Here is a 20,508-nt window from a genome sequence, read left to right on the forward strand (position 1 = left end):
CTACCCCTCGAGCTTCTCCCCCAACTCCAGCCATTCCATTTCTAGCTCTTCGCGCTCAGAGGCAATGGCCTTGAGCTCGGAGTCGAGCTTCGCTAGCTCACCGCTGTCCCCCTCACCGGAGGACATCTTCTCTGCAGCCACCGCCATCTTTTCGTTCAGCTTCGCCGTCTTATCGTCGAGCTTGCCCATCTTGCGCTCCAGCGCATTCATCTTCTTGGTCAGCTCGCGCTCTTCCTGGGAGCTCAACCGCTTGGCCGGGGCGGCATCCGCGCTCTGCTCGTCAGAGTTCTTGGAGGCTTCTCCTAAATCAAGGACGCCGCGGGCGGTGGCGGCCTCCATCTCCTGACGGCGGCGCAGGTATTCCTCGATTCCGCCCGGCAGGTTGGTGAGCTTGCCATCCCCAAACAGCGCATAGGTGTTATCCGCGATGCGCTCGATGAGGTAGCGGTCGTGCGAGATGACCACCAAGGTGCCCGGCCACGAGTCCAGAAGAGACTCCAGCTCCTGGAGAGTATCGATGTCGAGGTCGTTCGTGGGCTCGTCGAGAAGCAGCACGTTTGGCTCCGCCATAAGCACGCGGGTCAGCTGCAGACGGCGGCGCTCACCGCCGGAGAGGTCGCCGACCGGCGTGCGCTGGCGCTTGGCGGAAAAACCCAGGCGCTCCGCGAGCTGGGACGCGGACAGTTCCTTCTTGCCTAGGTGAACGTAGGTGGCGACGTCTTCGACGGCGTCGAGAAGCCGGCGCTCCGGATCCAGATCATCGAGCTCCTGGCGCAGCCAGCCCAGGCGCACCGTCTTGCCCTCGATGCGCTTGCCAGCGGCAAGCTCGACTTCACCAGCAAGGGCGCGCAGCAGCGTGGTCTTGCCCGAACCGTTAACACCAACGAGGCCGATGCGCTCGCCCGGCGCCAAGCGCCAGGTGAGGTGATCCACGAGCGTGCGACCGTCCGGGGTTGTGACCTTTGCGTCCTCGAGCTCAATGACGACTCGTCCCTGGCGCTGCTTGGAAAAGGCCATGAGCTCGACCTTGTCGCGCGGTGCGGGGACGTCGGCGATGAGTGCCTCGGCTGCCTCGATGCGATAGCGCGGCTTCGAGGTACGCGCCGGCGCTCCGCGACGCAGCCACGCCAGCTCCTTGCGGGCCAAGTTCTGCCGGCGCTGCTCAATAGCATCGGCTTGGCGGGCGCGCTCGGCGCGGGCAAAGGTCCAGTCGTTATAGCCACCCTCGTAGGCATCGACGACACCGTCGTGCACCTCCCAGGTAGTGGTGGCCACGGTGTCGAGGAACCAGCGGTCGTGCGTGACGACGACGACCGCTAGCTTGCGCGAAAGCAGGTGGCTGGCCAGCCATTGCACACCTTCGACGTCGAGGTGGTTGGTCGGCTCATCGAGCACCACGATGTCGAGGTCTTGAACGAGTGCGGCAGCCAGGCTGACGCGGCGGCGCTCACCACCGGAGAGCGAGCCCACAGGGGTGTCTAGCCCTAGGTCAACAATGCCGAGGCCGCCGAGGACATCGCGCACCTTCGCGTTGGATGCCCACTCGAAAGTCTCCAAGCCCAACGGCTCAATGATGGCTTGGGCGATGGTGAGCGATTCTTCTAATTCAAAGCGCTGGGTCACCACCGCCATGCGCAATTCCGAGTTGTGGGACACGCGGCCCGAGTCTGGGGATTCGATACCGGTGAGAACTTCCAGCAGCGTCGTTTTGCCGCCGCCGTTGACGCCGACGATGCCGATGCGATCACCGGTTTGCACGCCGAGGGAGACCCCGTCCAGCAGGGTCTTAAGCCCAAAGGACTTGGTTACGTTTTCAAGGTTAATGAGGTTCGCCATATCGAGTGTTCATCTTAGTGCCTCGGCGCGGTTACCCCCGCACCATTACCTTTATTGCTATTGATTTTCACTTCCAATACTCTGGCGCACTATGAAAAAAGAACGTCTCGCCCTGTGCGCCGCACTTTCCGCCACGATCCTCACCATGTCCGCTTGCTCCTCCCCTGACAGCGAGGAATCCACGTCGCCCTCCAGCGCTGAAGCCTCCCACGCGCATGCCGAGCACGACGATGACCATGATGGGGAGCACAGCCATGACGGCTTCGAAGCCGCGGAAGGTGAGACTGAGGTAGCTGAGCTGCCAAACCGTATCCTTCTTTCCCACAAAAACGGCCTCACCACGCTCGACGGCGAAACCGGTGAGGTCATCGAGAGCGAAGATCTGAAAGCATTCCTCCGTCTAAGCGATGCCGGCGATAACCGCCACATCATGGTGACCAAGGGCGATAGCTTCCTCACCTTCGACACGGGGCGCATCACCAAGCCCCACGGCGACCACAAGCACTACTACGCGGCGCAGCCGCAGCTTCTCAGCGCAGCCATCGACGCACCGCACGCCGGTCACGTGGTTCACCACGACGGCTTTACCGCGCTCTTCTCCGACGGCGATGGTGTGGCACGGATTTACAAGACCGAGGACATCGGCAAGGAAGACGCCAAGCCCGTCAACACCGTCGAGACAGGCGCTGCGCACCACGGTGTGGCCGTCCCGCTGAAAGACGGCTCCGTGGTCACCACGAAGGGCACGGAAGACGAGCGCCACACCATCCAGCACCTCGACAAGTCCGGCAAGGTCCTTGCGGAAACCACTGAGTGTCCTGGCGTCCACGGCGAAGCTGCCGCCGGCAACGGTTCCCTTTTCTTCGGCTGCGAGGATGGGCCCGTCGTCTTCGACGGCACCGAATTCCACAAGATCGACGTCTCCGCTTACGCGGGCAAGGACGGATACCAGCGCTCCGGCAATTCTGCGGGTTCGGAGGAATCCAACATCATCTTGGCAGACAACAAGACCGACAAGGATGTCGACTTCGAGCGTCCCACCTCAGTGACCCTCATCAATACGGAGGACTACTCTGCCAAGAAGGTTGAACTGGGCGAATCCTATTGGTTCCGCTCGTTGGCCCGCGGTCCCCTGGGCGAGGCCTTAGTCCTCACGACCGACGGCAAGCTCAACGTCATCGACCCGGATTCCGGCGAGGTAACAAAGAAGATTGACGCTATCTCCCCGTGGAAGGAAAACGAGGAGTGGCAGCAGCCGGGTCCGATCCTCAAGGCGGCAAACGGCTATGCCTACGTCACCGATGCGAACAAGCAAGAACTGGTGGTCCTTGACCTCCTCGGTGACCAGGAGCCGCAGCGCTACAAGCTCGACTTCAAGCCCGTGGAGATGGCCGTCCTCTAAGGACCGCTACCTACAGCGCTGGCGCTAGACCAGCGTTGCTCCGGTTGCGGGGCCTGCGGTCACCAGGCCACGGGTTCCGCGGTTATCGGCGCAGACCTGGGCCACCACTTCCTGTGCGGTCTCCTCGTCCTCGCAGAGGAAGGCACAGGTAGGCCCAGACCCGGAAACGATGCCCTTGAGGGCGCCGGCGGCCTCACCGGTGTCGAGAATCTTGCGTAAGTCCGGACGCAAAGAGAGTGCTGCCGGCTGGAGGTCATTGTGCATCACCGCGGCAAGCTCGTGGGGGTTGCCGCCGACGAGGGCTTGGCCCACGGCTTCCGTGTCCAAGTGCGGTGTGCTTCCACGGCCGGCAGCGCGCAGCTCATCCAGCTTGCGGAAGACAGTGGGTGTGGACAAACCCTCCGCATTGGTGATGATTGCCCAGATATAGCGCCCGCGCGAGAGCATCGGGGTCAAGAGTTCGCCGCGCCCGCGCCCCAAGGCGGTGCCGCCCATGAGGGTAAAAGGCACGTCGGAGCCCAGTTCCGCGGCGAGTTCGTAGAGCTTCTCCATGCTGAGGGCTTCACGGCCGAATTCGGTGCTCAAAGCTTGGTTGGCCAAAAGCAAGGCGGCCGCGGCATCAGCGGAGCCACCGGCCATGCCCCCGGCGGCGGGGATGTTCTTTTCCATCGTGAGCGTGCCGGCAGCTGGCAACATGAGGTTGTGAGCCACCAGCTCTACCGCGCGCCACGCCAGATTCTCGGTTGACGCCGGCACACCCTTCGCGTGGTTGCCGGTGACCACCACGCTGCTTTCCTCGCCCCAGCGGTAGCTAATGCGGTCATGCACGTCGAGGGACTGGAAGACCGTAGCCAGCTCATGGAAACCATCCGCGCGTGCCTCCCCCACCCCCAGGTGCAGGTTGACCTTGGCGTGGGCGCGCGCCTGCCAGATCTGCGGGGAGTCGTCTCCTGTCCTACTCATGAGGCTTCCGCCAATCGGACGAAGTCCTCCACGCCCAGCTTCTCACCGCGCAGGCGCGGATCGATATCCGCCGCGCGCAGCGCTTCCTCGGCTGCTGCGGCGGAACCATAGAAACCTGCCAGGGCGGCGCGAAGTGTCTTGCGGCGTTGCGCAAAGGCGGCGTCGATCAGCGCGAACAGACGCGGGCGCAGTGACTCGTCGAAGGGGCGGGTGCAGTCGATGCGCACCAACCCTGACTCAATCTTAGGTGCCGGCCAAAACACGTTCTTGCCAATCGTGCCGGCCTGGCGAACCGGTCCATAGAAGGATGCTTTCACGCTGGGGATGCCATAGACCTTGCTGCCCGGCGCGGCGGCGAGGCGCTCAGCTACTTCCAGCTGCACCATGACCAGGACACGACGAATGGATGGATAGACCTCCAGCAGGTGGAGCAGCACCGGCACCGCCACGTTATAGGGCAAGTTAGCTACCAAGGCGGTCGGCTCCCCCAACTCCCCTGCCTCAACGGTGAGTGCGTCCTTCTCCACCACGGTGAGGCGATCCGCAAAGTTGGCTGCCCGCGCCGCCACGGTATCTGGGAGCTTGCCTGCCAGGCGCGGGTCAATCTCCACGGCCGTCACGTGCTCGACTTCACCCAGTAGTCCCAAGGTCAGCGAACCCAAACCAGGGCCGACCTCCACCACGCGGTCCTCCGGTTGCAGGTCCGCGGCAGCCACGATGCGCCGGATGGTGTTGGGATCATGCAGAAAGTTCTGGCCCAGCTTCTTTGTCGGCGTCACGTCGAGCTCAGCGGCGAGCTCGCGGATCTCCACCGGGCCCAGCAAGTGGGGTTGTGTCATGTCATCCAGACTAATACGCAGGGCGCTGAAGCTTTAGCGCAGGCCGAGCTTCGAGGTGCAGGCGGGCCATGCGCCCCAGCCCTGTGCGGCCTGAACCTTCTGGGCCACGGCGATCTGCTGCTCGCGGGAGGCCTGCCAGGCCTGCGGGGCGTACTCGGTGCCGCCAAAGGCAGCCCAGGTCGACGGGGTGAACTGCAGGCCGCCGGAGAAACCGTTACCGGTGTTGATGGACCAGTTACCGGTGGCCTCACACTGTGCCAAGGCATCCCATACGGAGCCCTCAGCAACGGCCGGTGCGGTGGACTTCGGCTTGGTACCGCGCGCGATGACTGCGGCGACGGCCTCGGTGCGCACGTCTTCCTTGATGATGTCGTTGGACTCTTCCGCACCGTTGACCTTCACAATCTTGCGGGTCACGGTGCGCGAGCCTGGGGTGCCCTCCTCGCGGACTTCCTCAGTGCCTTCTTCCAGCTCCGGGTCATCAACGTAGGTAGCTGGTGCGTCGAAGTCCTCCGTCTTCTCCTCTTCGGAGATGTCCACGCGGTCCACGGTGATGGCCGTGCCGGCCTTGACGGGAGCGTCAAGGTCCGGCGACACGCGGTCATCCTTGCCCACGGTGATACCGCGGGCTTCTAGCACGTCCTTCACGGTCTTAGCCGCAACGCTGGCGTAGGACACAGAGCCACCGTCAGAGAGCTTAATGATCTTCGGGGATACCACCTCAAGGTTCATTCCCTCAGTCAGAACCTCATCATCCTCGACGGTCTTGGAACCGGAGGTGATAGCAGCGCCTGGGACGATGCCGTCGAGGCCGCCCAGCAGGTCAGACACGGTGAGGTCAGTGGAGGACATCTTCGTCTCCACGCCATCGATGGTCACCGCAACCGGCTTGGCGGTGCGAACGGTAATCGAGTCACCATCGGAGACCTGCTCAGAAAGCGCCGGGTAGACAACGTCCTCCCCGCCAACGCTCACACCTGCGGCCTCGAGAGCCGCGTTAACATCGCCGGCGAAGGTAGCCAGCTGGGTGGTCTCACCGTTGATGTCGAGCGTGATGTCCTTCTGAGAACCGACGGCAACGACACCACCCACAGCCAACGTGCCGAGCACACCGCCGGTGGCCATGCGCAGTGGCAGGGAGCGGGAGTTGTTGATTCGCTTGATCTGCTTCTTCGGGGACATAAACCTTTACTCGTCTCTGCGTTGCTTCGTGCCCAGAGAGGTCTTTGAACTCTCCTCAGCACCTGACGTGGCGTGCGAATGCACGCCAGCCGGCAACATCAAGGCCGGACTAACTTTGGATAACGATACGGTAACAGAGCGTAACGATCGAGACGTTCTCACACGCCGCCACCACTGGCAACACACTCGTCACACCAAACACGCGCGCCACCGTTGAGCAGCACCTTTGCTTTGAGTGAAGATCATCACACTCCGAAGACCTCGGCGAAGGTTTCAGCCACCTCTGCGGCCAAGTCCTCCACTTCTTGGCCGCGCGCCTGCGCCACGCAGCGGTACGTATGACCAATCAACGAAGGTTCATTACGCGCACCACGGAAGAGCTCCGGGGTCATGTACGGCGCGTCCGTCTCAATGAGCAGCTGCCCGGCTGGCGCGAGCGCTGCGGCTTGGCGCATCTCCTCGTTGCGCTTGAACGTCACGTTGCCGGCGAAGGACAAAACGTAGCCACGCTCCAGAGCCTCCTTGGCCACATCAAGTGGCGAGGAGAAACAGTGCAGCATGACCTTCGGCGCCTCAGCGCACTCCCCCAGCACGCGCATGAGCTCCTCATCGGCCTCGCGGTTGTGGATCATCAGCGTCTTGCCCACCTTTGCCGCCAACTCGGCGTGCCAGTGAAGCGCTTCCTCCTGGACGTCAAGCGGCGCGGTGCGTTCCGGCTCATGATGTATCCAGTAGGTATCCAACCCAGTTTCCCCGATGGCCACGCAGCGCGGGTCCGCAGCCATTTCGCTCAGGCGCGCACGGGCGGCCTCGTCGAGTTCATGCGCCTTGGTGGGATGAATAGCGCAGGCCGCGTACACGTTGTCGAATTCCTGCGCCGCGGCCAAAGCCTTCTCCGCCTCCGCTAGGCCATCGCCCACGGTGACGATGCGCTCAACCCCTGCGGCACGGGCACGCTCAACGAGGTCGGCGTCAGCGTCGCGGCAAGAGGCGAGGTGCGTGTGGGCGTCGATAAGCTGGCTCAAACCTTCGGCGGGAACGGGCATGGGGCGTGGCTTCTTCTTAGACATGGCTGCGAGTGTAGTCTTGCGCGCATGATAATCCGTGAAGCGACGGACGCCGACGTCCCCGCAATGACCGCCACCTTAAACTGGGCCATCCGGGAGACCCACTTCATCTTTCGCAGCGAACCCGCCACAGTGGAAGAGCGCACCGAGTATCTCCACCAGCTGCGCCGCGAAGCCTGTCCTTGTTTCGTGGCTTTCGATGACGATGGCGCGTACTTGGGCTGGGCACTCTACCGCCCCTACCGCGATCCTAAGGTGTGGCTGGGCTGCTACGAGACGACGATCTACGTTGATCCCACCGCCCATGGCCGCGGGGTAGGCACGCGCTTGCTCGATGCAGTCGTTCAGCATGCCCGCGAGGCGGAGCAGGTCCATACGCTGCTGGCACTCATCGTGGCGGACAACGTCGCATCCATCAAGTTGCATGAGAAGTTCGGCTTTGCCACTGTAGGAACGTTAAAAGAAGTCAGCCGCAAAGCTGGGCGCTGGATAGACCTCACCCACTTGCAACTCATGGTTTAAGGAACATCATGCACGTACGTCCCGCAGAGCTTGCCGACGCCCCCGCAATCGCCGCCATCTATAATGCCGCCTCCGCCGCGAAGCCGGCCACCAACCTAGTCACGTGGCAGGAGTCCGTCGAGGACCGCGAAAAGTGGCTCGCACAGATGGAGGAGGAAGGTTTTCCCGTCTATGTGGCGGTGGACGATGACGAAATCATTGGCTGGGCCGCCTACTTCCAGTTTGTCACCCCAGCTAGCTACTACGGCACGGCGGAGGATTCCATCTATATTGCGGAGTCCGCACGGGGCAAGGGCGTGGGCAGCGAGCTCATGGACACGCTCATGGACCACGCGAAGGAAAATGACTACGTGGAGACGATGATTACCTACATCGTGGACACCAACGAGTCCTCCATTGCCCTGCACAAGAAGTTCGGGTTCGTGGAAACCGGCCGCATGCCCAATATCCACACCAAGGACGGCGTGCGCCTCGGGCTGGTGCACCTGCAGCGCGACTTCGACCGCTCCTAAAGCGGTTTGATGGCCACTAACTCAGGGAGGCGCGTGCCAGCCGCCCCACCACCAGTGACGGCACTGCCATTGTTGCCAAAGATCTGGCCCGCCCGCGGCGAGGCGAGAAACTTTGGCAACAACGGCGACTTCGGCTTGAGCAACTCACCCTGCGCTACGCGGTCACAGACGGCAAACGCGTTAAGCCGGCGCTGCCTGAAGCGGCACAATATCGTCCAGCTCGGCAAGAATTTTGTCCTCTGCGACATCCAAGTCGTAATGGGTCTGCAACCCCAGCCAGAACTGTGGGGACATTCCAAAAAACTTGGCAAGGCGAAGAGCCGTATCGGCGGTAATAGCCCGCTTTCCGTGGACGATTTCGTTAATACGTCGAGGCGGGACCCCTATCGAAACAGCGAGCTTGTGCTGGGTAATCCCCATTTCCTTAAGAAAATCTTCCATCAGGATTTCACCTGGGTGCACTGGGGGGAGCTTTTTAGTGGTAGTCAACGATCTCAACCTCCTCTGGCCCTAAAGCGGTCCACCGGAAGCAGATCCGCCATTGGTCATTGATACGAATACTATATTGACCCCGCCGATCGCCCTTCAACGCTTCGAGCCTATTCCCCGGAGGAATCCGAAGCTCATCTAGCCTCTGCACATAGCCCAATTGCCTCAGTTTGCGAAGAGCTACCGAGTGAATACGTGAATCTATCGAGGACACCCTCTCTCGATTCCATAAGCGCTCTGTATCCCTATCCGCGAACGACTGAATCATAAATGCACCATACCCCCCATAACGCGACACGTCAATAACGCGAGGCGTTAACTCTAACTAACGCTGCAATACAAAAGTTACCGCAACTAAGGAGGACCCCGCTAGGCAGCGAGCTCGTCGTCAATGTAGACCCGCCTAGTCGCGCGCAAACCCGCCATCAGCATGCAAAGGCTGAGCACCATCAGCGCAATCAGGACGGCCGTCCAGTTACCGGTAGCGCCGCGCACAACGCCCACGAAAAGCGGCAACAGCCCCGCCAAGATGTAGCCGCCCGGCTGCACAAAACCGGAGAGTCGTGCGGTCGTCAGCGCACTCCGAGTGCGGGCGGTGAGCAATGCCAGAGCCAGTGGGAAGCACATACCGCCGATCCCCATCATGCAGGCCCAGGCGAGCGGGGCGACGTCGGCAGCCACAAGGACCCCACCCCACCCAGCACAGGTGCACAGCGCCAGCACAATCGGTACGGGTGTTAGGCGGTCCAGGCGAGAAATTAGCCAGGGCATGATCACGCCGCCGGCGATGTTAAAGACACCGATGACAGCAAGTGCCACACTGGCGGTATCCTCACTCACGCCCTTCTCTACCAGCATGCGCGGCAGCCAACCCATTTGGACATAGGCCATGGAGGACTGCAGCCCGAAGAAAAAGAGCATGGCCACCGCCGTGGGCGAAGTGTACATGGGCTTTGGCGCGCCGGCACCGTCGATCGCCCCGTGGGCGACGTCCTTGCCAGCCTGCGGCAGAACCACTATCCACGCCACCAGCTGCGCGATGGCGGGCAGGCACCAGATCCACAGCGCACCTTGCCACGTGCTTTGCGTCACCGCGGACAGCGGGCCAAGGGCGCTGGATACGCCCAGCATCGTGGTGTAGGTGGTCATCAACGCCACCAGCGTGCGGCCCGAACCATGTTGCTTGATCCACGCGGGAAGCAGAACGTTGGCTAGAGCGATGCCGCCGACAACGCACAGGGTCAACGCAATAAACAGCGGGAAGCTGCTCACCCACGGACGCAGCGCCAGGCCCACCACTAGGGCCAGCGTGCCGCCGGTCAAGGTACGGCTGAGCCCGCCCCGCCGAGCAATGGGCACGGCGGCCAAACCCATGGCCGCGAAGCACAGCCCCGGAAGTGCGGTAAGCAAACCCGCCTGGCCGGAGCTGATTTCAAAGAAATCTTGGATTTGACCCAGCACCGGCGCCACCGACGCGATGCCCGTCCGTAGGTTCAGCGCGGTCAGGCAGACAACAACAAAGAGTAGGACGGGCGCCAGGGAGCGCCGAAACGCCGAGCCCACGCCTTTACTTCTGAACCGGGGCCCACTCCGGGCCGGTCTCACCAAGCTCCGGGTCGAGCTTAGCCACCAGCGGCTTCGGCTTCTGCAGCGTTGTACCCGGCGTAATGTCGACACGCTTCCACGCAGCCTGCTGCGCCGCGTAGTCACCGGTGATGATCGGGTACGGGTGATTCTCCGGCGGGAGGTCTACGCCAACGAGTTCGACCGGCATATCATCCACCACGTCTTCAATGCGCGGCTGTGCGGCCCAGACGCCCTCACGTCCCAGGGTCTCGTGCACCTTCTGTGCGGTGAAGGGCAAGAACGGGGTCAACATTACGTTGCAGTCGGAGACCACCTGCAGTGCGGTCCACAGCACGGTGGCCAGACGCTCGCGCTGGGTTTCATCCTTGGCCAGCTTCCACGGCTCCATCGCCGCGACATAGGCATTGGCCTCGCCGACGACGTGCATGATGGCGGTCATGGCCTGCTTGAACTTGGACTGCTCGAGGAAATTCGCGGCGGTGGTGAAGGTCTCCTCCGCCAGTGCCAGGATGTCCTTGTCTGCCTGCTCCAGCGCGGCCGGGGCCGGGACCTCGCCGAAGTTCTTGTGGGCCATCGACACGGTGCGGTTGACCAGGTTGCCCCAGCCGTTGGCAAGCTCGTTGTTGATACGGCGCACGAACTCATCCCAGGTGAAGTCAGTGTCATTGTTTTCTGGGCCGGCAACGGCGATGAAGTAGCGCAGTGCGTCTGGGCCGAACTCCTCGAGGAAGTCCTTGACGTAGATAACGACGCCCTTGGAGGAGGAGAACTTGGAGCCGGACATGGTCAGGTATTCCGAAGACACAATCTCCGTGGGCAGGTTGAGCTCACCGTAGGTGTGCAGCTCACCGCCCTTGGAGCCCTTGCCCGCGTAGCCCAAGAGCTCTGCTGGCCAGATCTGGGAGTGAAAGGTGATGTTGTCCTTGCCTTGGAAGTAGTAGTGGCGTGCCTGCGGGTTCTGCCAGTAGTCCTTCCAAGCCTCCGGGTTGCCGGTGCGGTGGGCCCACTCGATGGAGGAAGACAGGTAACCAATCACCGCGTCGAACCACACGTAGAGCTTCTTCGCGCCGTTATCCTCCCAGCCTTCGACCGGAATGGGAATGCCCCAGTCGATGTCACGGGTCATGGTGCGCGGGCGCATATCCTCCAGCAGGTTGAGGGAGAACTTGAGAACGTTGGGACGCCAGTCCTCGCGCGTCTTCAGCCACTCTTCGAGGACGTCCTTGACCGCAGGAAGATCCAGCAGGAAGTGCTCGGTATCGATGAACTTCGGGGTTTCGCCGTTGATCTTGGACACCGGGTTGATGAGATCTACCGGATCGAGTTGGTTGCCGCAGTTATCGCACTGGTCACCGCGCGCGCCATCGGCACCACACAGCGGACAGGTTCCCTCGATATAGCGGTCAGGCAAGGTACGGCCCGTGGACGGCGAAATGGCGCCCTGGGTGGTCTCCTTAATCATGTAGCCGTTCTCGTACAGCCCCTTGAACAGCTCCTGCACCACCGCGTAGTGGTTGCGAGTGGTGGTGCGGGTAAAGAGGTCATAAGACAGGCCGAGCCCAGCCAGGTCGGTGACAATCTGGCGGTTGTAGCGATCCGCCAATTCACGAACCGTCACGCCTTCCTTATCCGCCTGCACGAGCAACGGGGTGCCATGCTCGTCGGTACCGGAAACCATGAGGACGTCGTTGCCACGCATTCGCTGGAAACGGGCGAACACGTCGGAAGGAACACCGAAACCCGCCACGTGTCCGATGTGGCGGGGTCCGTTGGCATAGGGCCAAGCAACATTAACGACAACTGTCTCAGTCATGGCCCTCCTGTCGAACACCTCACCGGAGCATGAGGGGTGTATGAGAGAAATGCTCGCGCCAGAACTAGTTCTTGTGGCTGTGCTGGCGGCGGCGGGCCTTGTAGGCCTGTTCGCGCTGGAACTGCGTAGGCCACGCCGTTGCGCGGAAGCTATCGCGGTATTGCGTTGCTCAAGTCCTTGTAAATAGCGAACATGAGGCCGACGAGGATGAAGAGGAATGGCAGCGCCGCCACGATGGTGACGTTCTGCAGGTTTGACAGGGCATTCTCGCTCGACAGCAGCAAGGTCAGGCCGACAGCCGCAGTGAGCACACCCCATGCCGCGGACAGCCACGGCTTGGCGGTGGTAGCGCCAGACTGGGACATCGAGCCCATGACTGTCGACGCCGAGTCGGCCGACGTAATGAAGAACGTGGCAAGGAGCAGGGCGGCGACGATGCCCGCGATGAAACCACCGGGGAGGTTCTGCAGCAGGTTGAACAGCTCCTGCTCGGCAGACTCACCGGAGATGGAGTTGCCGTTCTGCTCCATGTGGATGGCGGTACCGCCGAAGATGGCAAACCACACCGTGGAGACACCAGCCGGGACGAGAAGCACACCAACGCAGAACTCGCGGACGGAACGGCCGCGCGAAATGCGGGCGAGGAACATGCCCACGAACGGCGACCAGGAAACCCACCAAGCCCAGTAGAAAATGGTCCAGGTAGATAGCCACTCGCCAGCGTTTCCGTTATCGGACTCAGCGGTACGAGCGATCATCTCGGTGAAGTTCGCCAGGTAGTTACCAATGGAGCCTGGGATCTGGTTCAAAATCGACACGGTTGGGCCGAAGACGAACACGAAGATGGCCAGCAGAGCCGCCAAGACCATATTGGTGTTAGAGAGGTACTGAATACCTTTGCCTACACCCGACATGGCCGACAGAATAAAGGCCAAGGTCAGCACGAGAACGATGCCGATAACGACGTTCTGCGTGGGGTTCTCAATAATTCCGGAGGCCTGCAGGCCTGCCTGAATCTGCATCGCGCCGAGGCCCAGCGAACAAGCGGTGCCAAAGACGGTGGCGAAGATGGCCAAGATATCAATGATCTTGCCTGCGAATCCGTCGGCGGCGCGCTGGCCAATGAGCGGCACGAAGGCCTGGCTCAACAACTGCTTGCGGCCAATACGGAAGGTGGAATAAGCGATGGCAAGCCCCACGATGGCGTACACGGCCCATGGGTGCAGGGTCCAGTGGAACATGGCCGTGGCCATTGAGGTTCCTACCTCATTCTCACCATGGCCCGGAACGCCGTTCTTAAAGTAGTTGAGCGGCTCGGAAGCACCATAGAACATCAAGCCGATGCCCATGCCGGCAGCGAACATCATCGCAATCCAAGAGACCGTGGAGAATTCCGGTTCCTCGTTAATCTTGCCCAAACGAATGGTGCCGAACTTCGAGGCCGCAACGCAGATAACGAAAACCACAAAAATGGTCCCGAAGAGCACATAGGCCCAGCCAAAGTTATTCACCACGAAGCTCAGAGCATTGCTGGAGAAGGAGGCAAAGCTCTCTGGAGCGGCCAAGCCCCATGCCACAAAGGCGGCAACGAGCAGGCCGGCGATTCCCACAATGGTCCAGTCGATCGGTGAATCAATGCCGCCTGGGCCAAACTTCTCGTCCTCTTCCTCCTCCACCGGCGCGGGAGCCGCCTCAGGATTGAACGCCTTGTTGGTGAGCATATCCTGGAGCTGGCTTGTGGCCGAGGCCTCCTCGAGGCGCTCGTCGACGGTGCGGTATTCCTCTACCGCGGCCGGCGAGCTCTCGCCTTGGGGCACAGCCGAAGACACCCCCGTGTCCTTTACATTGTCTGCATTCGTCGAGTCTGTCATACCTCCCGACCTTGGTGCTGTCTCATCAACTAGTCAAACTAAAACGGAAACAAAAAGACTATTCACCACATGCATTTCGGGCATATAGCGTTCCTAAAGCGTCTGTCACGAGCTTCTTTGCACGACCGCTATTCCACCGCAGCTGCCGAATCTGTACCGCAACTGTGCAGCTTGCCAGCTTGTTCGGAGGCACTTCCGAGGTATGGCATCCCTACCGCGCATGCCGCGGCCACGCCGGGTGACATAACGATGCCATAACGATTGGCCCAAAAGAGACGGGCATCACCAGAATTTATTGTTAAAGCTCAGCCGCGCGCGGCGAGGTATGCATCATAAAGTTCACGGTTGGACCACTCGGTTCCCGCTGCTGCTTGCTTGCAGGCATCCTTGGCCCGCACGCCCCGCTCAACCTCCGCACGGACCTGCTCCACGAGGGCCTCCAACGACACGGGTGCGGCATCCCCGCCCTCGATGACGACGGTGATTTCACCCCGCGCATTCTCCTGCGCCCACTCGGCAAGCTCGCCCAAGGTGCCACGCTTGATTTCCTCGTAGGTCTTCGTCAGCTCACGGCAGACCGCAGCGCGGCGCTCCGCGCCGAGGATCGCTGAGGCGTCGCCAAGCGTCTGCGCTAGACGGTGCGGGGATTCAAAGAAAGCAATGGCACGGCGCTCCCCCACGAGGGACTCCAGCCAGGCTTTACGCGGTCCGGGTTTGCGCGGCGGGAAGGCATCGAAGAGGAAATGCCCCACCCCCAGTCCGGAAAGTGCAAGCGCAGTCGGCACCGCCGAGGGCCCCGGAAAGCAGGTCACAGGCACATCCGCTTCCACCGCAGCGGTGACAATGGAGTGCCCAGGATCGGAGACCAGCGGCATGCCAGCATCCGACACCACGAGAACCGTGCCCGTACGGGCAGCGTTGACGAGCGCGCGCGAGCGTTCCTCTTCGTTGTGGTCGAAATTGGAAACCACCTTGCCGCGGATCTCTACCCCCAGCGCCTGGGCCAGGTTACGAACGCGGCGGGTGTCTTCCGCAGCGATCACATCCGCGTGGCCCAACGCCTGCATCAATCGGGCAGAAGCATCACCGGGATTTCCCAGCGGCGTGGCGGCCAGGATGACTCCACGCGGCAGGGGTTCAAGCTGAAGACTCATACCCCAGCATGGCACACGCACGCTAGACTCTTCCGCGTGAGTATCGCAATCCCTACTGATCGATCTGGCCGCACCAGCCGCGCGCGTCGCCGCGCATCCATCCCACTCGCTCATTCCCGCTACCCGGACCAAGGCCGACACGATCAGCACCGCCATCATCGCCGTGCTGGCTTTCATCACGCGTTTCGCAGGTCTCACCGCACCGGTCTCCGAAGGCACGCCCGTCTTCGATGAGAAGCACTACGTGCCGCAGGCCTGGGACATGGTCACCAGCTGGCACAACCTCTTCCTCGGCGGCATCGAGTCCAACCCGGGCTACGGCCTGGTTGTGCACCCACCGCTGGCCAAGCAGATTGTCGCGATATCGGAGGCCATCTTCGGCTACACCCCACTGGGCTGGCGGGCCATGGCGGCGCTCTTTGGCGTGGGCACCGTGCTACTCACCATGGCGCTGGCACGCCGCTTGTCCGGTTCCTGGCAGGTGGGCTTCCTCGCCGGCCCGCTCGCCGTGTGCGACGGCGTGCTGCTCGTGGCATCCAAGTTCGGAATGCTTGATATCTTTCAGGTCTTCTTCATTGTCGCCGCCGCCTGGGCCTTGGCGCGGGATCACCAGCAGATGCGCGAGCGCCTGCACGCCGCCTTCCTGTCAGGCACGATGGGGGACTCCGAATTCGGCCCCCGATTTGGCTTCCGGTGGTGGCGTTTTACTGCCGGCGTTTTCCTGGGGCTAACGCTGGCCGTGAAGTGGTCCGGCCTGTACTACATCATGTTCTTCGGTCTCATGAGCGTTTTCTCGGATCTCGCTCTGCGCCGCTTGTATGGCGTACGCCGCTACATCGTGGGCACGCTGGTACGCGATACCCCAGCAGCCCTGGCCTCACTCGTTGCGGTCCCCGTAGCCCTGTATGCGTGGTCTTGGCGCGCCTGGTTCGCCGATGAGACCGCCGTCTACCGCCACGCCAAGGTTGACGGCACGATCGAGGATGGCTCTTGGCTGCTCCACCTCCCCGAGCCTCTTGCCGGTTGGTTCTACTACCACTCCTCTGTGCTGGAGTTCCACGCCTCCTTGACCTCCTCAGGTGGCCACAGCCACCCCTGGGACTCCAAGCCGTGGGCTTGGCTGGTGGCCGCACGTCCGATCCTCTACTACTCCTCCACGGACATCTCTTGCGGGGACGGCGGATCCTGCCGCAGGATGCTGTACCTCTTTGGTACCCCGGTCATTTGGTGGCTGGTTATCCCGGCGGTGCTGTGGGGACTGTGGTCCTTGCTCGTGCGACGCAACCGCGCCTTCCTTATCCCGCTCGTGGGTGCCGCGGCGGGTTTCCTGCCCTGGCTCATGGTCTTCGACCGACAGATGTACTTCTTCTACGCCACGGCGTTCATCCCGTTCGTCATCGTGCTGATCTCTCTGGCTTTGGGGCAAATGATTGGACGTGGACGGGTTCTACGGTGGCGCTGGCTCACGGAGCTTTTTGGGGCCGCGATGCCGCTGGGCACCTTCCTTACCGTGTGCTACGCCGCGCTCGTCGTGGCAATGTTTGCCTACTTCTCCCCGATTCTCTACGGCTACCTCATCCCGGATTCTTGGTATCACTCCATGATGTGGCTACCGTCCTGGACCTAAACCCCTGGCCCTACCCCCTGGCCCAAGCCGCTTAGGCTTGGGCCCTTAGGCTCGGCCTCTTAGACGTGGCCTTTAAGGCTTAGCGCGGGTTAGCGGACAACGTCCTATACACGTCCCGTAGCAAGAAGCCCCGGTCGGCCGCCCACGCCCACCCCAGGCTGGCCGTTGCGAGACCGGTGCCGATGAGGATATAAACCTGCTCCGCGACAACGCTGCCCAAGGCAAAGTCGCGCATGGTAAAGCCGCACAAGAACGCGAATATCGTGCAGACCACCGGCAGCAATCCAGGCGCTGAGGCTGGGCGCCAGGCGGCAAAGACTAAACCGCTCGCCAGGCCGAAGCGCAGCGCCGCAGCCTCCATCAGAAGGTGTGCGCGCTCCGGGTCGGCCCCTTCCGCGAGGGTTCCTTCACTGCCCAGGGTGGTCAAGCCGGAAGCACTGACGACGACCACGATCGCCCAGATCAGAAACGCCACGGCCAACACTCCGAGAGCTACCCGAGCCAGCGTGAGCGATGCCTGCCGCGCGCTGGAGGCTCGCTGCCACTCCGGCTCCACGCCAGCCAGGATGACTTCCGACAAGTCCTGCGGCGGGAGGCCCTCAGGTTCCACGAGGCTCAGTGAGCGAGACAAGGCCGCCGCCTTCTCCCGGAAGGCGGCACACTCCGGGCAGCCGGAGACATGCGCGTCAATGACATCGGGCGCCAGCTGCGGGGCTTCCCCATCGAGCTGCGCGGAGATCGCCGCTTGCACCTGCTCATGCGTCAGCACGGCTCAACACCCCATCCACACTCGCCCGGCCGGAGCCGAAGACAACGATCATGAGCAGCGACACGATGAGCACCAGCGGGTACTCGATGCCACCATCGGCGGCGAAGAGGCCATTGCCCATATGTACGAAGTACAACGCACAGGCCATAAGCAGCGCCAATGCCCCTGCCACAAAGGTGGTGAGCAGGCCGACTACGAGGGCCGCCCCGCCCAGCATTTCTGCGAAGGCAGCCAAGTACGCCGAGGTCTGCGGTTGCGGAACTCCCCATGCGGAGAATTGACCGGTTACCTCGTCCATGCCGCTAAAGAACATCTTGTCCACACCGTGCGCGACGAAGATAACTCCCAGCACCGCGCGGAAGATGAGCAGCGCGGCATCGCGTACGGCGGGTCTATTCATGGTTCATAGACTACCCTGGATGACCACCTCCCTCCGAAAGGACTCCCCTCCTACCATGCACATGTGGACCTCGCTGGACACTCCGCTCGGCCGTCTTCTCCTAGTCGCCTCTCTGCGGGGTTTGTCACGGGTGTATTTCCCCGGTGAATCCCCGGATCTCAGCGGTCTGCAGCGCCTTCCCGATGGCCCTACCAGCGCCCGACACCCCAGTACTGCGAATGCTGGTGTTGCGGGCGCTGGGGTTGCGGGGGCCGACGCTCTCGTCGCCGCTGCCCAGCAAATCACCGAATACTTTGCGGGCACGCGCAGGGACTTTGAGCTGCTTCTCGACGTCCCCGCGTCCCCGCACACTTTCCGCGACCGCGCGCAACGTGCGCTGCGTGATATCCCGTTCAGCGAGCGCTGGACCTATTCGCGCCTCGCTGCCGCCGCCGGTAGTGCGCAGGCCGCCCGCGCTGCTGGAAGCGCTTGTGCAACGAACCCGCTTCCCATCGTGGTGCCGTGCCACCGCGTCGTTCCGGCAAGCGGCGGCTTCGGCTCCTATCGTGGGGGCACGGCCGCGAAGCAGATGCTGTTGGAGCACGAGGCCACACTCTGCGGCACGAGGCCGTGAGAGCCGTGGGGAACCGATGAGCGGATTCTGCAGTCTAAAAAGGTATGACTAGTACACAGATGGCAAACGATACGAGACTTGTTTATGACTCCGCGGGGCTTGGCCGCCCCGCCTGGGCAATGACCTCCCCGCTTCTCCTGGAGTATTACGACACCGAATGGGGCATGCCCGTCCATGAGGAATCCGCCCTGCTGGAACGCCTCTGCCTGGAAGGTTTCCAGGCCGGGTTGAGCTGGGAACTAGTGCTGCGCAAGCGCGAAGCCTTCCGCGCTGCCTTTGTGGGTTTTGATGCAGACCTTCTGGCCAGCTTCGGGGAGGAGGAAGTCGAGCGCCTCATGAATAATGCGGGGATCATCCGCAACCGTCTGAAAATCAACGCGGTGCTTAACAACGCGAAGGCCACGGTAGCCTTGCGGGAGACAGGCGGGCTCGATGAATTCATCTGGAGCTTCCTGCCCGCTGACACGATTGCGCCGGAAAGCGAAGAGGATATTCCAAAATACACGCAAGAAGCCTTGGACATGTCCAAGGCTTTGAAGAAGGCCGGCTTCAAGTTCGTCGGCCCGGTGACGTGTTTCTCCCTGATGACGGCCATCGGGATGGTTGATGCCCACCTAGTAGGCTCCCATCGCCGCGGCACGTCCGGCATCTGGCCGGCCTAGGGGCCGGGTGGATTAACCAACTCGGCGGGCCGCTAGGTCATCGCGGCGCTGGCGTGGAGAAGGATGGGGACCGTCGAAGCCACCGTCGCTATCGCCCTCCGAGTAGACGGGCAGGTAGTCAAAGTCCGGGCTTTCATCATCGATTTCCAGGATGAGCGCGCCCGGGCGGCGCAGGTTGGGTGGCAGTGACTCGGCGGGGTTCTCCGCATTACGCACACCCAAACGGGCGCGGCGCAGGTGGTAGACGCGGCGGCGCAGCAGCTCCCGCTCGCGGCGCACCTGGGCGCGCAGGGCCACCAGGTAAACCATGGTCATAACGCCGGCAATACCCGCCAGCCACCACGTCCAGCTCCCCACAACAATCCCCAGGCAAACCGTAGCTACCACTGCTACCGCCAAGCCGATGAGCGTGCGCTGGCGGCGCTGATAACGCGTGGCGGAGGCTTCCTTTTCCTTCACCGGATCCCAACCGCCGCGGCCTAGGCGGCGCTGGGCGAAGGCCAGTTCCTCGGCGGACAACTCGGTATCGCTTCCGCCCATTTCCTCGTCCCCAGTCTCAGCAGCAACCAGGTCCCCGCCCTGCGGGACGGCGTCCGAACCTTCCTCTGCGCCTTCGACATCAGTGCTCTTCGCTTCAACCGCGGCTTCGTCGGTGCTGTTCACATCCGCCACTGCCGGTGCTTCCTTCACCGCGTCGATGGCACCCGGATACATCAGATCAACTGGCGAAGTATAGGTCTCATCGAAGTCATAGGCATCCTCGGCCACGCCGGCGTTGGCAGGAGCCGTGAATACCTCCGCGGCATCCGCCTCAACGTTCTCAGCCTCCTGCTCCGATCCGCGCTCATCCTCGGCAGCGTCGTCGGAATCGTCCTCGAGCTCAAAGTCCGCCTCGGCGTCCTCAGCTTCTACGACTTCGCCATCAATCGTGTCCGCCACTACGGACTCAACAGCGCTCTTTCCTTTGGCATCGCCCTGGAGCGACTCTGCGGTATCAGCAACCCCCTCGGCCTCAACCAGCTCATACTCGGCTTCCTCATCGCTGGCCTCCGCCGCTGCCGGGGCGCGCGGGCGGTTATCATCCTTGCCCACCCCCGGTTTCCGGCGGCGCGGGCCCGCGCCGCCATCTCCCTCGCACCGCACGCGGGTGTCCTCCCACGCCCCCCCCGTGCGGCGCCTCGGACGCCGCGGGCGGCACAG

General features: G+C 62.4%; 20 protein-coding genes. 6 read left to right on the plus strand and 14 right to left on the minus strand.

Going from position 1 to position 20,508, the window contains the following annotated elements; genetic code table 11:
* Nucleotides 1–1,836, minus strand: a complete 1,836-nt coding sequence (locus HWX44_RS12710) for an ABC-F family ATP-binding cassette domain-containing protein (protein ID WP_175975049.1) — start codon at nucleotides 1,834–1,836, stop codon at nucleotides 1–3.
* Nucleotides 1,837–1,927: 91 nt separating this feature from the next.
* Here HWX44_RS12710 and HWX44_RS12715 point away from each other — a divergent pair, with 91 nt between their 5' ends.
* On the plus strand, nucleotides 1,928–3,238 hold the full coding sequence (locus tag HWX44_RS12715; protein ID WP_070510391.1) for a hypothetical protein: 1,311 nt from the start codon (nucleotides 1,928–1,930) through the stop codon (nucleotides 3,236–3,238).
* A gap of 24 nt (nucleotides 3,239–3,262) precedes the next feature.
* On the opposite strand, the gene HWX44_RS12720 is transcribed toward HWX44_RS12715, so the two are convergent.
* From HWX44_RS12720 to HWX44_RS12735, 4 genes are all read right to left on the minus strand, one after another.
* Nucleotides 3,263–4,201, minus strand: a complete 939-nt coding sequence (locus HWX44_RS12720; RefSeq protein ID WP_046646939.1) for a 4-(cytidine 5'-diphospho)-2-C-methyl-D-erythritol kinase — start codon at nucleotides 4,199–4,201, stop codon at nucleotides 3,263–3,265.
* Nucleotides 4,198–5,040, minus strand: coding sequence for a 16S rRNA (adenine(1518)-N(6)/adenine(1519)-N(6))-dimethyltransferase RsmA (gene rsmA / locus HWX44_RS12725; RefSeq protein ID WP_046646940.1), 843 nt, complete (start codon nucleotides 5,038–5,040; stop codon nucleotides 4,198–4,200). The genes HWX44_RS12720 and rsmA overlap by 4 nt, the downstream gene beginning before the upstream one ends.
* Nucleotides 5,041–5,073: 33 nt before the next feature.
* Nucleotides 5,074–6,222 (minus strand): resuscitation-promoting factor, encoded by a 1,149-nt coding sequence (locus tag HWX44_RS12730; protein WP_046646941.1) that lies wholly within the window; start codon nucleotides 6,220–6,222, stop codon nucleotides 5,074–5,076.
* A gap of 245 nt (nucleotides 6,223–6,467) precedes the next feature.
* A complete protein-coding gene (locus HWX44_RS12735; protein ID WP_175975050.1) occupies nucleotides 6,468–7,292 on the minus strand; it encodes a TatD family hydrolase in 825 nt (274 codons plus the stop codon).
* A 24-nt stretch (nucleotides 7,293–7,316) separates the two neighbouring features.
* Between HWX44_RS12735 and HWX44_RS12740 the strand changes: the two genes are divergently transcribed.
* Both HWX44_RS12740 and HWX44_RS12745 read left to right on the plus strand, forming a co-directional pair.
* Nucleotides 7,317–7,811 carry a GNAT family N-acetyltransferase gene (locus HWX44_RS12740; protein WP_080975046.1) on the plus strand — a complete coding sequence of 165 codons (495 nt, stop codon included), beginning with the start codon at nucleotides 7,317–7,319 and terminating at the stop codon, nucleotides 7,809–7,811.
* An 8-nt stretch (nucleotides 7,812–7,819) separates the two neighbouring features.
* Nucleotides 7,820–8,323, plus strand: coding sequence for a GNAT family N-acetyltransferase (locus HWX44_RS12745; RefSeq protein ID WP_175975051.1), 504 nt, complete (start codon nucleotides 7,820–7,822; stop codon nucleotides 8,321–8,323).
* A gap of 180 nt (nucleotides 8,324–8,503) precedes the next feature.
* Here the strand turns inward: HWX44_RS12745 and HWX44_RS12750 are convergent, their stop codons facing one another.
* From HWX44_RS12750 to rsmI, 6 genes are all read right to left on the minus strand, one after another.
* Nucleotides 8,504–8,764, minus strand: a complete 261-nt coding sequence (locus HWX44_RS12750; RefSeq protein ID WP_046646945.1) for a HigA family addiction module antitoxin — start codon at nucleotides 8,762–8,764, stop codon at nucleotides 8,504–8,506.
* Nucleotides 8,765–8,798: 34 nt separating this feature from the next.
* Nucleotides 8,799–9,080, minus strand: coding sequence for a type II toxin-antitoxin system RelE/ParE family toxin (locus HWX44_RS12755; protein WP_046646946.1), 282 nt, complete (start codon nucleotides 9,078–9,080; stop codon nucleotides 8,799–8,801).
* Between the two features lie 101 nt (nucleotides 9,081–9,181).
* Entirely contained in the window at nucleotides 9,182–10,375 is a 1,194-nt protein-coding gene (locus HWX44_RS12760; protein ID WP_175975052.1) for an MFS transporter, read from the minus strand.
* Nucleotides 10,376–10,379: 4 nt separating this feature from the next.
* On the minus strand, nucleotides 10,380–12,212 hold the full coding sequence (gene metG, locus HWX44_RS12765; protein ID WP_049154222.1) for a methionine--tRNA ligase: 1,833 nt from the start codon (nucleotides 12,210–12,212) through the stop codon (nucleotides 10,380–10,382).
* A 149-nt stretch (nucleotides 12,213–12,361) separates the two neighbouring features.
* A complete protein-coding gene (locus tag HWX44_RS12770) occupies nucleotides 12,362–13,933 on the minus strand; it encodes a BCCT family transporter (protein ID WP_303049257.1) in 1,572 nt (523 codons plus the stop codon).
* Between the two features lie 455 nt (nucleotides 13,934–14,388).
* Nucleotides 14,389–15,237 (minus strand): 16S rRNA (cytidine(1402)-2'-O)-methyltransferase, encoded by an 849-nt coding sequence (rsmI, locus tag HWX44_RS12775; protein ID WP_046646950.1) that lies wholly within the window; start codon nucleotides 15,235–15,237, stop codon nucleotides 14,389–14,391.
* Nucleotides 15,238–15,349: 112 nt separating this feature from the next.
* Here rsmI and HWX44_RS12780 point away from each other — a divergent pair, with 112 nt between their 5' ends.
* Nucleotides 15,350–16,864, plus strand: coding sequence for a dolichyl-phosphate-mannose--protein mannosyltransferase (locus tag HWX44_RS12780; RefSeq protein ID WP_254868266.1), 1,515 nt, complete (start codon nucleotides 15,350–15,352; stop codon nucleotides 16,862–16,864).
* Between the two features lie 79 nt (nucleotides 16,865–16,943).
* Here HWX44_RS12780 and HWX44_RS12785 read toward each other — a convergent pair whose 3' ends face one another.
* Together HWX44_RS12785 and HWX44_RS12790 are read right to left on the minus strand one after the other, a co-directional pair.
* The gene (locus tag HWX44_RS12785; RefSeq protein WP_046646951.1) at nucleotides 16,944–17,633 is read right to left on the minus strand and encodes a zf-HC2 domain-containing protein; all 690 of its coding nucleotides are present in this window, start codon (nucleotides 17,631–17,633) and stop codon (nucleotides 16,944–16,946) included.
* Nucleotides 17,620–18,033: a DoxX family protein gene (locus tag HWX44_RS12790; RefSeq protein ID WP_046646952.1), complete on the minus strand. Its 414-nt coding sequence runs from the start codon at nucleotides 18,031–18,033 to the stop codon at nucleotides 17,620–17,622. The genes HWX44_RS12785 and HWX44_RS12790 overlap by 14 nt, the downstream gene beginning before the upstream one ends.
* A gap of 19 nt (nucleotides 18,034–18,052) precedes the next feature.
* Between HWX44_RS12790 and HWX44_RS12795 the strand changes: the two genes are divergently transcribed.
* Both HWX44_RS12795 and HWX44_RS12800 read left to right on the plus strand, forming a co-directional pair.
* The gene (locus HWX44_RS12795) at nucleotides 18,053–18,646 is read left to right on the plus strand and encodes a methylated-DNA--[protein]-cysteine S-methyltransferase (protein WP_254868265.1); all 594 of its coding nucleotides are present in this window, start codon (nucleotides 18,053–18,055) and stop codon (nucleotides 18,644–18,646) included.
* Nucleotides 18,647–18,690: 44 nt separating this feature from the next.
* On the plus strand, nucleotides 18,691–19,308 hold the full coding sequence (locus HWX44_RS12800; RefSeq protein ID WP_217703019.1) for a DNA-3-methyladenine glycosylase I: 618 nt from the start codon (nucleotides 18,691–18,693) through the stop codon (nucleotides 19,306–19,308).
* Nucleotides 19,309–19,320: 12 nt separating this feature from the next.
* Here HWX44_RS12800 and sepX read toward each other — a convergent pair.
* Nucleotides 19,321–20,508 (minus strand): divisome protein SepX/GlpR (gene sepX / locus HWX44_RS12805; RefSeq protein ID WP_217703020.1); only part of this gene is annotated, 1,188 nt, incomplete at its 5' end.

Origin of the sequence: Corynebacterium sp. Marseille-Q2823, from assembly GCF_903645345.1 — a bacterium.
Classification (GTDB): Bacteria; Actinomycetota; Actinomycetes; order Mycobacteriales; family Mycobacteriaceae; genus Corynebacterium; species Corynebacterium hiratae.